This is a genomic window from Legionella clemsonensis, from assembly GCF_002240035.1.
In the GTDB taxonomy this organism is placed as follows: Bacteria; Pseudomonadota; Gammaproteobacteria; order Legionellales; family Legionellaceae; genus Tatlockia; species Tatlockia clemsonensis.
On the sequence record NZ_CP016397.1, the window covers coordinates 2830365 to 2844809 of the forward strand.

The window sequence follows — 14445 nt, forward strand, 5'->3', positions numbered from 1 at the left end:
GTGATTTACAAAATGGTATGCACTGTATTTAATAACGACTGCAAATTTCGCTCCTTCGTGTATGGTATGTTCAACACGATGGACATCATCCTTCATCACAATTCAACACGACCATTGGCAATCATGGGACAATCCAATACTACGCCTTATCATGGCATTACAAACAAAATATGGCCTAACCTTTCAAGAAGCCATTTATATAAAACCTGAAATTAACATCCAAGAAGACAGCGTTTGGATAACCAGAACCATCGCGTTCTTGAAAATATTGGGATAGAACCACAAGGGAAATTATTAGCCAGTCGCTTGGACATTCGAGATTGAGTATTACAAAGATCTACTTAGGCTGACAATTTTTGTTTTTTTAAGTCTTCAATACACAATTGCATGGTATAGTGTGGTACGGGATGCCATGAAGCAATAAATTCCCCAATGATTTTAAAACCAGCTTTTTTATAAACATGAACTGCACGCTCATTAGAAATTTCAGGATCAATCAGTACGATTTTAGCATCAGAAAATTGACTTAAGATAAATTCATGTATTATCTGTACCGATAATCCCTTCCCAATATAATCCAATCTGCAAATAAATAAATCCAGTGTTACTGCACCATCTGGATATTCTTCTGATTTCTCTATTTCAGAAGTAATTAAATAAGCGAATGGAACTTCATTATCATATGCTATCCGATGAGTAGCCCAGGGTTCTCCCTCGTTCAAAAACTCATGAATGTCTTTTATTGTATTACTTAAACCATCACTATGAAGCCATTCATTAATATGTGGCTGATTAATCCAGTCAAGAACAAGACCTTCTTGTGTTTTATTTACTGGTTTAAAATGAAATCTGTTCTCATTATTCATGTTCATAATTGATTAAACTCATATAGCTGGGTAAAACATGGGCTTGTACTTCTGTATACCTGAATCTTAAATATTGAATACTTCAAACATGTTTATTTTATCGCATCATAATCCGTATAAATTTCATGCAAAACCTCTTTTACATCAGTACTCTTAATTGGCCAACATAAGGTTTTCCAAAATGCCCATCCTAAAGCTCGTATCCAGGTATCATTATCCAGCTGAACTGCATTTTTAAATACTTTTCGTTCTTCACTGGCAAAAAAATTCCATGCAATCATCAAATCACATGCTGGGTCACCTATAGCAAGTTGGCCAAAATCGATAATGGCATGCAATCTTCCATTACAAATCAAAATATTTCCAACGGCTATGTCTCCGTGCACCCAAACAGGCTTTAAGCGCCATTCAGAAGAGAGTGCCTGTTGCCATAATGATGCTGCAAGTCGTTGTTCATGAGAGTTTTTAATTTTAGGAATTGCAAGTTGCATTTCATGATTATAAGCTTTTAATGAACTACCCCGATAAAAATTATGTGCACCAGCCAAAGGTCCATCTGTAGCATCTAAAGATTGAAATTCTTTTAGGCACTTCCCCAATGCTTCTGCAAAACATTTTATATCATGAATATTCTGTCTTGAAGCAGATTCCCCTTCAATCCATCGATTAATACTCCAATGACATGGATAAGCGGATGAGGGTTTTCCAAGTGCGATAGGTTGCGGGATTTCAAATGAAAGCTGTTTAGAGAGCCACGGCAACCATTGATATTCTTTGTTTATTTGCGGCTCATACTGCTTATCACTAGGCAACCGAATCACCATTTCTTCACCTAGATGATACGTTCGATTATCCCAACCACTTTGAGCAACTGGGCAAATTTGCAGTGATTGCCATTGTGGAAATTGCTCGGTAATCAATTTTCGGACTAAGTTGGTATCAATTTCTACTTTATCCATTAAGGTCTCTTTATTGTATATTTCTATTGGGCTATCTTAACATATGTCTCAAAAGTGTATTAAAAATACTCATCATACCGAGGGAAAAAATGATTCTGATAAAACAGCTAGACAAATTGCATGTAGATGAATTGTCCTCTGATAATTCTGCCATACGCTCTTATAAATCACTTGGTGTTCAAGAAATAGGAAAATCTCGGTTGGCATTAAAATAAATAGTTTCAATTTTGGACTTGAACGATTTTATATATTAAAGTCAAACGAAGTGAGGTTGTTTGAGAAAACGGTGAACCAAAAGAAAAAAGAAATTGAACTCGCTTTAAAATGGGCTCTTGAGTATTTGGTAACTAACAATCACAGCAGTATTATCAACCATAACAAAATTACAGAAACCTCCTATTCCGTGGTATATAAAATTACCACGTCAAAAAATACTTTCTACCTTAAACAAACACCACCAGAATTGTCCACTGAGCCTCAAACATTAATATACCTGCATGAAAAAGGGTGCAATAATATCCCAACGATTATTGCAGAAAACAAAGAGTTAAGCTGTTTTTTTAATGATCTCTTGTGGTGATGTGACTTTACGACATCTTTTTAAAGAGAAAGTTGATCCAGCCCTACTTAATACAGGGGTTCTAAATTACACAAAAATTCAACGAACAGTAGAGAACAAATTACCCAAATTAATAGCCTTAAATATTCCTGATTGGCGGATTGGAAAAATACCTTTGTTATATCATGGGTTAATAGAACAAGAAGAATTTTTAATAAGTGATGGCCTGTCCAAAGAAGAAATTACAGCGCTAAAAAATGCTTACGAATTCTGCACTACTCTCTGTAAGTCACTCTCTAAATATCAGATTTCTGAAACAATGAATCATTGTGATTTTCAGGATAATAATATGGTGCTCAACCAAAAAACTGGAAATATCAGCATTATTGATTGGGGAGAAACCGTTATCACCCATCCATTTTTATCATTAAGTGGCTGCTTATGGAATATTACTTACTTTCATGAAATAAAACCAAGCGACAAAATTTATGAAGACTTTCAACGACAATGGATTTCGCCATGGTTAGATATGCATCAAGAACGAGATTTATTAGATGCTCTAAAAATTACCACACAACTAACTGGGATTTTTGCGGCATTGGGCTATAAGCGAATGTATGTTGCAACAATGGCTCAAACTCGTACCGTACAACAGGAGCATCCTGGTTCAGTAGCAGGCTGCTTAAGATCATTTTTAACAGAGTCGCGTTTAGCATGATCAGCGGTTAGGGCTTTTTAAAAACTCGTCATAATTTCAATGAAGTTCCTTTGCTATCATTTGAAAAAAACTCTTGATTTCCAATACTGGCTTGATAATCTGAAAACCACAACTAAGAGTCAGCGCAATCCTGACAAAACCTATAGGTCTTGTAATATGCCATCTTGTTCTCTAATTCCATGGCAAAGCGTTTAGCAGAGAACCCTACCCGGAGATGTTTTTAACGGTTTTATACCCGAGGAGTGTGTTAAGCACATCATCATTAATAAGCAGGTAAATCAACCGATGTTTCGGTGATCTTTTTTTGCATAACCCAATTGGGATGAACAGTCCCTTTCACTCCTAAAATCCTCCTTTCGTACCGTCAAAATAAACACCCATTTTACATGAAAGCGTATGTCATTTTACCCGACCACCTTCATAAACCTTGATTACACTTCGCTGCATCAAGGCTACGCTTGCTTCCAACTTCTGCTTATTTTTTATAAATTTCTAAAAATAGAATATTTTGATGGGTATCAATAAATAAATTTATACTTTCTATCTGATCTTGTGGAAGTGCATCCGCAATTTTTTGCATGTCTTGCTGATCTCGATAAATTAACCACCAATTCATAAATGCCTCCATGTATCCTATCTCTTCCATATGAGGCACAAAATTGGGGATAAGCAAACGCCCACTTGCTTTAAGCTTCTTAAATAAGCACTGCGTCAATAATATTGCAGTAGGCTCATCTAAGTAATCAAATAATCCCGTGGCATAGATAAAATCGAAATCATGTAAATTAATTTTACCTTTTAAGATATCTCCAATAGAACCAAGTGTTGTATTCACGTTAATATTGTTTATTTCCCGTGCTATCACAGCAAGACTTTCAGGATCTTGATCCAAAGCAATGAATTCTTCTAGATTAAACTTTTCTTTAATAAATAAGGCTTCACGCAAATGTCCACTTGCTACTGCTAATACTCGGGCATTATTTTTTTGCGTAATAGTCTGATTTAAAATTTCAACTAAAATATTTAATCGTGCGCAAACAGATTTTGACGAACTTCGAGAAAGGGAATAGAGCATAATTTCTTGACCTTTTGGAGTTAGAGTATGGTCAAATTGTTGTTCTATTAAACCGCCGCCAGTATAAATTAAATCCATCATTACTGCATCACCGGCATATCCCCTTGGCTTTTTATAAGCCCTATCAGTAAAAGGGTCTTCTTGCAATACCTTCGAAAGAGGGTGACTGAGACATATTTGGACAAATTCTTTCCACTCATTATCAGTGCTTCTAAGACGGATAGCATTTAACTGAATTACAATATCATCCATAATTTCATGGACTTTATGTTGTTCTTGTAAAAATTGATGGTGCCATCTGTCGAGTAACCTACAGTTGTTCATAAAAGCTCCCCTATCGAGCAAACTATGTTGCTGATAATTTGCAAAAATTGCATTCATGACATTTGATATAGTTTAAAGATAATTATTTTTAGCTGATGATTTGCAAATTAAAAGCAATCAACATGGTTAATTTTAGTACAAAAACTTAAAATACTTATTCCTGTTCAATAAAACTTGAAGGCATTATTCGGTCAATTGATAAGGGGGAGAATGCCTAATTTACGCTTCAGGCTTTTTGGCTTGCCCGGTTACAAGCTTTTTCCTACCATCCCAAGCCCTTAAGATTAAGTTTTTTTGCTTACTTTTTAAGATACAAGCCTTACGCTCATTCTGCTGCTACTGAGCATCACTTGTTCGAAGGTATTATTTCTGCGCTTAGTGGTGCTCTATCTGGCATCCAATTGCTGTTTCTTGATAACTACCTGCCTTTATTATTTGCTATATTACTGTAATTCATTAATTTTTTTATTAAAAAAATGACATTTACTATTAATCTACTGCTGATTATGGCTAATCAATGCATGCTATTTCTCATTAATCTGATGGTTGCTCGAAATGCAGGAACCTCTGCATTTGGGGACTTTACTGTTGCAGTGAATGCATTATTTTTAATTGGAACAATAGCAACCATGGGCCTGGACTCCATTATCGCACACTACATACCCAAATATTTTGTTAGAAGAAAACATAACGACATACATGCACTGACCTTATCAATTAAAAATTTTCTACGCCCCATTTATTTAACAATTTTTAGTGGTGGCTTACTTATAAGCTTGGCAATTATTGCTCTTAGCTATTCTTTAGAGCATATACAACTCTACGACATCAGTCATCTTGTAACCCTGTTTCTTTGGGGGGCAGTGGTACTCTCTATTTACAATATCTATATTCAATTGTTTCGAGCTGTCGGTTATATGCGAACAGCTGTCATCTTAGGTTTACTCCAGACTTTGCTTTATTTTCTGTTCACTTTATTCACTTATTTTTACTTTCATGACATCTTGTTTCACAATAATGCTAAATATTTTGCTCATATCATGCTGATAAGCTTTATTTTAAGTTATGTTCTTATTGGGCTGGCATTTATTTTGATTCATTATAAGACTCAATTAAAACTAAACATTACCGTCAGCAAGCTCCATAAGACCGGGATCGCTTGGAGGGAAAAAATGTATGGATATACCATTCAGAGTCTCGATAAGTATGCATTTACGGTAGTCCCCTTATTAATTACAGAGTGGCTGGGTAGGGATGAATATATTGTTGGACTATTTTCTGCAGTTGCATCTATTATAGCTTTAGGTTTTACGGCCTTAAGTCCAATTGGTATTCTAATAAAACCTGAAATTTCTGCGGCTTTTGCTCACGGTAAAGAATTCTTATTTAAAACAGTACGCAAATATATAGGAATTTGTCTGGCCACTGCTTTTATAGTAGTTCCTATTCTTGGTGTTTTCACCCAACGCATTCTACTGCTCTTTAAATCAGACTTTATTGAGGCACTTCCTTATGTATATGTTGCACTGATAAATCTTTTTTGCTATGCGATATCCATGCCCTTAAGCCACATGATTCAATATTCACGTGAAGGCAGTAAGATTGGAGCAAAACTTACTATCTATATTTTACTTCTACAAATCATCGCCTGCATGATTTTAATTCCTTGGCTAGGTTTGCTAGGTGCAATAATTTGCTATATAGGTATTAGTATTGTCAATCTAATTGCCGCATTTACCACCGCTTACAGAATTTATCAGCGAGAATCGTTTGATCATCATCGATAAGGACAGCACTAAATAACTTGGGTAGTCAATAGAGGAAGCTATTAAACCACATAAAACTAAAATATAAAAAAAATCCACCCTCATATCGCTATTATTGAAAGGAACTGAAATAGCGGTGATCGCATGCCTATGTTCACTGGCTAATCTGAATTTTTCCACATACTAAAGAAAGCTTGAGAATAACCTCCAGTTGGACTAGAAATGCGTGGCACTCAAGGAAATTTTATCGCAAAAAAAAAAATTTGCGCTGGAGCATCTTTCTGTATTTGGTCTGGGAAGTACTTCATACCGTTGGAAGTTCATAAGAATGATTCTTCTCTCATCATTTCTGGGAAAAATTAACACTGGTTACATATACTATAAGCATGGTAGTTGTGCGAAGATGGCTATGAAGATTATTCTATTTCTATGGTTTATGAGTATAAGTTCTATATCTATCTCTTCAGGCACCATTTTCATTAAAGGACTCCCTATGGCATTGGAGCAAAGAGACGGAATTTACCTTCTCCCTCCCTCAAATATCATCCCCTCTAATACAATTTCATTATATATTACTATGGATGGTGTCGATAAAATATGTGTTATAGATACCCACAGCGGCGGAACCCTTGAACAAATTACTCAAGTGAACTTTCTAATTAACGGAGTTAGAACGACGTGGAATTGTTATGCTTACGAAACCACTGTGATTAAAGTTCTTCCGTGGTAGAATTTAGACTTATTACGATTCAGGTATAGCTGTAAATTTCTTATACCAAACCTACAATAACTACTGCATGTCCAAGGACTCTTTTTATCCGACGCCTACATCACATTTGATGAATAAACTATAATGCCGGATTCCTTAAAAGGTCTTCAGTAATATCCGAGGGAGTTTTTAACTTTTGTAGCGCATCTTTCGCGGATACACTAGCAAAAATCTGATTTTCTTTCTGGGAGCATCCTTTATTATTTGGGACATGTTTAATTAATTCGTTAAAATCACTATCATTAAGAGCATTCTCTTCTTCTAATTTATTCAAAGCCTCTAATATATCTTTTGCAGCAGCATGATTTTCTACTGTTTTTAAAAAACTATCGTTAGTTAAAAGTTCGTGTCTTGCAAGTAAAGAAATAATTTTACTTACTTCCTCTAAAGAGGAGACACAGTGCTTAACTTTATTAAAGTTATCGTTATCTAATAAGCCAACTTGGTATAATTTGGAAAAAATTTTTCTCAAATATTGAGCATCTTCATGATGTTCCAAAATGAATTGAACCTTCTCTCTGTCTAATATCCCTCGTTCACGTAAAGGATCTAAAGCCTCATAAATATCTCCAGCACAGTCGGCATAGTGTATTAAATCATTAAGACTCTCTTTATCTAAAATATTTTGCTCGCTCAATAATGAGAGGACATCAAGAACATACAGACTATCTTTCCCATGAGTAATCAGCGCTTGGAAAATAATGTTATCAAGCATATTTACTGCAGCCAGTCCAGGCATTATTTCATTAATAGTTTTGAGGTAGGGAGCATTTTCTATAATTTTTTTATACACAGCATTATCAAGCACATTCAATCTATACTCTTTGGCTCTAGTGAACAGGTTTAAAATCTCAGGTGCATATCTTCCATTGTTGAGTAATTCATGAAATGTGGGGCCATCCAGGGTAATATCAAATTTTGATTTTAAAGTAATTACGGTAGAGAGAATTTCTTCGTTGAAATTTTTTCTCGATTTTTCCGCAAGTAAATAGGCATTTGCTAAAGCTTCAAAGCCATGATTATCCAAATGAATGTTGGCGCGAGAAAGTCGAATCACATTTCGGGATATATTTTCCAAAATTCTATCTTTGTTTAGAATTGAGGAATTATTAATATTAATAACCGTTGTTAAATTTTCTTGATTAAGTAGATGCGCCTTATCTAAAGCGATAATCGTTTCACAAATAGTTTTAGCTTGCCATTTGTCTGTAGTAATTTGTTGGAACGAATCATTATTAAGTAAGGAAGCTCGGTCAAGTAGAAACAACGCTTTCCAAGTAATAAGGCCGCCACTATAATCAAGATCAGCACAGGAAGAAATAGTGGCTAATATCTCTTCTGAATGCCAATCTAAACTTTCAGAAGTTACTAACAAGCTCCATATCCACATACTGTGTTTTTTAGAGTAAATGGACTCTACTATATGCGCTAAAGTTCTTGTGGAAGAAAACTCGGCATTTTCTGTCAACTCAAAAAGAAGGTCTTCTTTAATATCCTTGATTTTATCAAGATCTATAGCAATAAGTGTTTGGCTTTTGGAATCATGATATTGTGTGCCTTCCTCCATTATTTCTGCATACTTTAAAGCAGGAGCCTTACTAAACGCAGATGGAGTTCGGGGACTATTCCTGCCCGTGGTCACTTGTACTATATCTCCATTACTTTGGGAAACCACCATGTGGCTAAATTTTCTGAGCATTGCCACGGCAGTTTCATCCTCTTTTTGCCGCGCGTTTTCCCATGAATCAATGGTAAGGTTTCCGCTCATACTAAGCCAGGCATATCCTTGGCCAACAATTTCAAAGTTTTCATAATTTATCGTTTTATCCTGCAATAACGGCGAGACCTCCTTTTGCGACGTCTTCTTTTTGAGCATGACATAAAATCCATTATATTCCGAACTAATTCCATCGAGTACGCAAGGTTCTCCTTTGCTACCAATAGATTGGCAATCATTGGTAATATAACCAAGAATTAAGGAACGAGGATCTTTAATAGGCAATTTAACAAGATAATATCCAGAGTGATTAATCTCCGGATCTGAACCATTAATTATAATATCGGGGAGATTATCCTTTGCTTTCCATAATTTGTTGATTTCTAAATCAAGGCATCGATTGAACACGGTTTCTGGAACATTATATTGTTCACAGACTTTAGCAAGCTCTGGGTCCTCCCAGTAACGTCGATAATCAGTCTGAGCTAATGCCTCAAATGCTTCCACAAGTGTTTCTGGAGCTCTTTTTAATTTTTCTTCAATATCGTGTGCTCTTTTAAAGAAGGCAATTGATTTTAAATCATATTTTTCGATAAATTGAGTCCATTCTTTAAAATGAATGCCATTTTTCTTACCTATTTGAAGATCCATGAGGGCTGGTATCGATTTATTTGCTGTTTGACTTGCTTGTTTTGTGAGAAGAAATTCCTCTATCCTTTCTAACATTTTTAACTCTGTTTGATCCTCTAAGCCACCAAAACATACTAGCGTTTTATAGGCGCACTCATAAAGTTCTAATTGGTTACTATTATCACAGTTTACATAATTTGAAGCAAGTTGTAGAAATTTGTACACAACAGAAAATTTATGAAAGGCTTCTAAATCATCGGTAGCAAAATATCCGTAAAAGCCATTTTTGTCCTTAAATACTTCTTGAAGTTTATCGTCTGTAGGAATTTTATAGTGTTCAAGAGAGCTGGATGATAAAATTTCCTTCGGCTCAAATAAAATTTTTTCCAAGCTCAGGGAGTTAGGGGTATTGAGTTGTAGGAGCATTGTACGAAAGTGAGATGAAAGATCTTCATCTTTTAAAATAAATTCAAACTCCTTCTTTGTCTCTTTTGATCTTTTTTCAATCCTTAGCTTGATTCTTTCAACATTAGTAGGATCAAGATTACTTACATCGATAATTCCTTTACCTGCAAAAACATATCGGAAAAAATTAACAAGCTTCATAGTTGTCATTCTTAGGTATTCTGCCTAAATTATAGACTATTAGGTGCTTGTCATAGCAGGGAAAAATCTCCGATATCTGCATAATATTAATAGCAGGAACCCAAAAATTGCAATCTTTGCAAAAAACATTTGCATTTAATTGCAAATTCCGATTAATCTGAAAGGGACTCATAAGGAAAAGGAGCTCACCATGGGTAAGAAAAATGCAAATTCTCGTAGAGTGCATGCAAATGGAACTAAACAACCTTACTCCAATCAGGAAATACTACGTTTTTTTAATCAAAAACCAATAACCCCAGCAGCAAAGCAAATCCAAGAGGGACAACAAGCTGTGCAAAAAATAAAATTGGAAACTACCACTGACATTTTATTAGTTGCCATTTTAGAAGAATTAAAAACCCGTAATAGGATTGAGCTCATGAAACTAAAAAGTAAGCAAGATCAAGAGCAAAAGGAATTGCAAGCAGCTAAAAAAATGCAAGAACATGATCAGGCACGATTCGAAGAAATCCGCCCATTCATGTATCTTTAATTATTTTACATTCTCCCTAACCAATTAACTGATAAGGGTTAATTGGTTTTTTTATAAAACAATTAAAAAATTAAAGGCTCGGAGGCTCATACCCTTTTTCTTGCTCATGAATAGTCATACCCGCAAATAAATCCACTTCTTCTCTCTTTACTTCCCAACTCATGCTTTGCTCATGGGTAACAGGGGTGCGTGCTAAAACATTTTCAATGATAACTTCAGGTACGCCAGTAAACATGGATTCTACGCCACTTTCTTCGCATTTTTTAACGTAATTCCTGATTTCTTGCTGCAAAACCATAACCTGCTCATCGACTTGATCAGCAATATCCTCTGAGCGGGCGTGTAGAAGTTCGTGATCTCTTCTTTCCCATGTTCTTAACCGGGCAACCACAGTCGCCATAAAATCAATATCTACTTTTAGCGGTCCTGCTTCACGGCCAGACGGAACACCTTCCCCATAATTCAGTTTAATTTCAGTAGCTTCACCATGACGGTTGTGAAGATACCTTAAAAGTAGGGTTCCCACCTGACCAGAGGTATGTTCTAACCAATCACGTGAGACATTCATAAAGCATCCGCGCAAAATCATCTTTCCAGCATTGTTAGGTCCAATTTGATATTGAGGTTGAATTCTATTAGGCATCGCTCTTCCTTGAGGTAGATATTTAATCAAAGTATAGTAACAATTAGTTACAAAGACATCACAACTTGGGCTTTTTATTCATCCTACTTCCGACCTTAAAAAGGCTGCAGTATTTTGATACAATATTTCACATGAAATTCCATGTCGGTTATATATAGTACATTTTAAGGTTTTTAATATGCCGTTACCTTCTTATTTGCAACCGCTACAAACACTTCGGAACATTGTACAAATACAGCCCTGTGTGAACTTGGCGGAACAAGCCTTTATCCATACAGCAGCAGATAACAATTCAATTGATAGCTTACGAGGAGAACTATTACGCACTTTGGAGGTATTACTGCAATATAAAACTAAGAATAACGGAGTGTTTTATTCATTAAAGCATTATACCTGGGCTTTTTTTGAACCAGCTCAAAATCTGCGTCGTTTAGAAAATTTGTTCTCCAGCGAAATCCAATTGATTGAAAATAAAATTGTTACTGCATTGCAGGGTTTGGCCCGAGCTTACCCCATTAATGATGTTGATGTTTTTGACTTTGAACCAATTGAAGAAGATGAAAAATATTGGCTCAATTTAAAGGGACGGAAATACCGTCTTGAAACGTTAGCTGAATGGATTAGTATTCGCCAAGAATTTATCTATCCAGAAGATAATAGAGTAATGTTTTCACAAGACATAGAAAGCTTGAAACGACTATGCAGCCTTCACAATATCTCTCTTAAACCCAAACCTATTTACTCCGAACTGCTGAAAGAGGCAATCGTTGCGGCTGGATTTTCTATTGCAGAAATAAGAGAATTGGATGTTCCTCGGCTACATAACAATCACCTTAAAGTCTTACACAAGTTGATGACTACCTATCATTTTAGTAAAAGAGAAGCCTTTGCAGAACTGCAAGGGTTAAATTCCGAGCAAGCAGAGGCTTTAAATGAATTATATGCACAAGGGTTGCGAGGCAATCATTTAAGAAATTTATCAATTGATGAAAGTGAGTATAGTCCTCATCATACTGTTGTTTTACAACTGTTAATCAATGAGTGGCATTATAATATTGAATCGGCGGTAGAGGCCATTTCAAACTGTGATGCTGATGAAGTACAACAATACTACTCCATGTCACCCCCACATTTATAATTTATAGAGGTGCTTTTGTTTCACAGGGTAGCCATTTATTCCTGAAAATTCTTCAAAAGAGGCATTGACTTTCGCGTTACGTGATACAATCCATCAATTGGCAAGTACCGCAAAAATTATTGGAATATTGGAGTTAATACGATGAATGATGCTGTATTTAAAAAATACTCTTCCGTTAGTGAATTAGAACTGGGTAAAAAATCAGACTATGATGCAACCTATAATCCCAATCGACTTTATCCGATTCCAAGAGTAGGCAAGCGCCAAGAAATTGGAATTGATCCATTCAAGCTGCCCTTTTTTGGATTTGACTGCTGGAATCATTATGAAGTCTCATGGCTTAACGAGAAAGGAAAACCCATGATTGGGATTGGTGAAATTTTTTATGACTGTAATTCTCCCAAACTCATTGAATCCAAATCATTAAAACTTTATTTTAATTCCTTCAATAATACTAAGATAAAAAACATCGAACATTTGGAAAATACCATCAAAAAAGATCTGGAGGAGCGTATTGAAGCACCTGTTTTCGTGACCATTTATCCTCTGGAACAAGCCAAACAATTTGCTGTAACACAAACACTTGCAGGCGAGTCTATTGACAATCTTGACATCGAATGTTCTGTTTATGAGGTAGAACCCTCGTTTCTTACTGTTGAAAACGTCATGGTAGAAGAAGTTTTATATTCTGACCTCCTGAAGTCAAATTGTTTGGTTACCCATCAACCTGATTGGGGAAGCGTGCAAATTGCTTATAAAGGAAGAAAAATCAATCGAGAAGGTTTATTAAAATACCTTGTTTCCTTCAGGAATCATAATGAATTTCATGAGCAATGTATCGAGCGCATTTTTGTGGATATCATGAGCCTTTGCAAGCCTGAGATATTAACCGTATATGGTCGTTACACACGACGTGGAGGGCTGGATATTAATCCCTATCGCTCAACAGGGAGCGTTGTGTTTGATAAACAAAATCTGCGATTAATTCGGCAGTAAAAGAAGTCATTTTGTTTAAATTTAGAATTAATCCGGCCAAATTAATCAAGGCCACTGAATGGCTACGCATCTGTAAATGCGTAGCCATTGATACGCCTATAATCCCATCACCAAGTCCAAAAGTCATCAAACTTCATGCATTACATCCTTTTAATTTTCTACCTTCCCGACTACAGAACAACTCCCATCAAGAGCAAGAATAAAAAAACTACAATCTTGAATCATGCTATTCTCCGACCTTAAAAAATCAATGCCAGATGTGTCATTGGCAGTTACATTCAACGCAGAGTTAAATAACGTAGCAGAGCTGGAGCTAACAGCTTCAACACCGATAGCCGTTGCATTATTTCCTGTAGCGGCGACATTGTAAGTCATGTGCGTAGCAATTCGTCTATTGCTGGTAATATTATTGCTAAAGTCGCTATCATTTAATTCCACCCCTTTAGCAAGCGCTATCTGAAAAGACCTAAACGTATACCACATTTGCTTGTATTGTTCTTCTTCCATTTCATGCTACCTTAAATGTGCCAGCTTTTAACATGGAGAATAGCAATGAAATGTTATGCATTAGGAACTCGTTTTGGCGATACCTCCTTCGATTGGCTAATTTCTGTCAATAGTAGTTTTTTTGGTAGTGGCTTTTTTGAGAGACAAATTAAACAGTCTATTGAAAAACACAAAGATGAAATTGCTTCTTACTGTTCAATGATGAACCCTAATGAAACTTTTGGAACCAAAAAAGAGGGCTTTTACCTTTACATAACCCGTTTAGTGCATGACTACTGTGTCATTGTAGTTGATAGCGAACTTTCGGAACAACAAATGAGATGGCTTTGTTTTTATTTACTGAAAAAGAAAATAGAGAAAAATACCGTTGCCGCCAACATAGAAGAATTCACCCAAGACTATAAGATTACCCAAATAAAAAGCGAACTCCATGAAACAACGGAAATTATGAAACAAAATATAGAAAAATTACACTTAAGAGAAGAGGGACTTAAGAAGTTAGTGGAGAAAACCGAAGAACTTGAAACACTTACCTTTCATTTTAATAAGAAAGCCAAAGCATTAAACAGCTGTTGGCCAAGTTGTGTGTTAATTTGATAGTGTACGCTAAGGCTCTATGATCTATTTCTATGGGGCCTTA

At 35.7% G+C, this 14445-nt stretch carries 13 protein-coding genes and 1 pseudogene; 8 read left to right on the plus strand and 6 right to left on the minus strand.

All coding sequences use genetic code 11. From position 1 onward, the window contains the following. Positions 1-97: 97 nt before the first annotated feature. Positions 98-259 (plus strand): annotated as a pseudogene (locus clem_RS15190) (integrase); the annotation flags it as partial. Between the two features lie 82 nt (positions 260-341). Here the strand turns inward: clem_RS15190 and clem_RS12530 are convergent. Both clem_RS12530 and clem_RS12535 read right to left on the minus strand, forming a co-directional pair. Further along, on the minus strand, positions 342-872 hold the full coding sequence (locus clem_RS12530) for a GNAT family N-acetyltransferase (RefSeq protein ID WP_094091861.1): 531 nt from the start codon (positions 870-872) through the stop codon (positions 342-344). A gap of 86 nt (positions 873-958) precedes the next feature. Beyond that, positions 959-1825 (minus strand): aminoglycoside phosphotransferase family protein, encoded by an 867-nt coding sequence (locus clem_RS12535; protein WP_094091862.1) that lies wholly within the window; start codon positions 1823-1825, stop codon positions 959-961. A gap of 286 nt (positions 1826-2111) precedes the next feature. On the opposite strand from clem_RS12535, the gene clem_RS15195 reads away from it, so the two are divergent. Next, a complete protein-coding gene (locus clem_RS15195; RefSeq protein ID WP_232505487.1) occupies positions 2112-2405 on the plus strand; it encodes a hypothetical protein in 294 nt (97 codons plus the stop codon). A gap of 1 nt (position 2406) precedes the next feature. After that, the gene (locus tag clem_RS12540) at positions 2407-3102 is read left to right on the plus strand and encodes an aminoglycoside phosphotransferase family protein (RefSeq protein ID WP_232505488.1); all 696 of its coding nucleotides are present in this window, start codon (positions 2407-2409) and stop codon (positions 3100-3102) included. 475 nt (positions 3103-3577) lie between these two features. On the opposite strand, the gene clem_RS12545 is transcribed toward clem_RS12540, so the two are convergent. Then, on the minus strand, positions 3578-4558 hold the full coding sequence (locus clem_RS12545) for a class I SAM-dependent methyltransferase (protein ID WP_094091863.1): 981 nt from the start codon (positions 4556-4558) through the stop codon (positions 3578-3580). 419 nt (positions 4559-4977) lie between these two features. Here clem_RS12545 and clem_RS12550 point away from each other — a divergent pair, with 419 nt between their 5' ends. Next, positions 4978-6288: an MATE family efflux transporter gene (locus tag clem_RS12550; RefSeq protein ID WP_157698248.1), complete on the plus strand. Its 1311-nt coding sequence runs from the start codon at positions 4978-4980 to the stop codon at positions 6286-6288. Positions 6289-7115: 827 nt separating this feature from the next. Here the strand turns inward: clem_RS12550 and clem_RS12560 are convergent. After that, complete coding sequence (locus clem_RS12560) at positions 7116-9989, minus strand: hypothetical protein (RefSeq protein WP_094091866.1); 2874 nt, start codon at positions 9987-9989, stop codon at positions 7116-7118. A gap of 190 nt (positions 9990-10179) precedes the next feature. On the opposite strand from clem_RS12560, the gene clem_RS12570 reads away from it, so the two are divergent. Further along, positions 10180-10521, plus strand: a complete 342-nt coding sequence (locus clem_RS12570; RefSeq protein WP_094091868.1) for a hypothetical protein — start codon at positions 10180-10182, stop codon at positions 10519-10521. 70 nt (positions 10522-10591) lie between these two features. Here the strand turns inward: clem_RS12570 and clem_RS12575 are convergent, their stop codons facing one another. Continuing rightward, on the minus strand, positions 10592-11164 hold the full coding sequence (locus clem_RS12575; protein WP_094091869.1) for a hypothetical protein: 573 nt from the start codon (positions 11162-11164) through the stop codon (positions 10592-10594). Between the two features lie 178 nt (positions 11165-11342). Between clem_RS12575 and clem_RS12580 the strand changes: the two genes are divergently transcribed. Further along, the gene (locus clem_RS12580) at positions 11343-12302 is read left to right on the plus strand and encodes a hypothetical protein (protein ID WP_094091870.1); all 960 of its coding nucleotides are present in this window, start codon (positions 11343-11345) and stop codon (positions 12300-12302) included. Between the two features lie 141 nt (positions 12303-12443). Then, on the plus strand, positions 12444-13298 hold the full coding sequence (queF, locus tag clem_RS12585; RefSeq protein WP_094091871.1) for an NADPH-dependent 7-cyano-7-deazaguanine reductase QueF: 855 nt from the start codon (positions 12444-12446) through the stop codon (positions 13296-13298). A gap of 150 nt (positions 13299-13448) precedes the next feature. Here queF and clem_RS12590 read toward each other — a convergent pair whose 3' ends face one another. After that, on the minus strand, positions 13449-13805 hold the full coding sequence (locus clem_RS12590; protein WP_094091872.1) for a hypothetical protein: 357 nt from the start codon (positions 13803-13805) through the stop codon (positions 13449-13451). 45 nt (positions 13806-13850) lie between these two features. Between clem_RS12590 and clem_RS12595 the strand changes: the two genes are divergently transcribed. Continuing rightward, a complete protein-coding gene (locus clem_RS12595) occupies positions 13851-14402 on the plus strand; it encodes an R-SNARE family protein (protein ID WP_157698249.1) in 552 nt (183 codons plus the stop codon). The last annotated feature ends 43 nt before the right edge of the window (positions 14403-14445 follow it).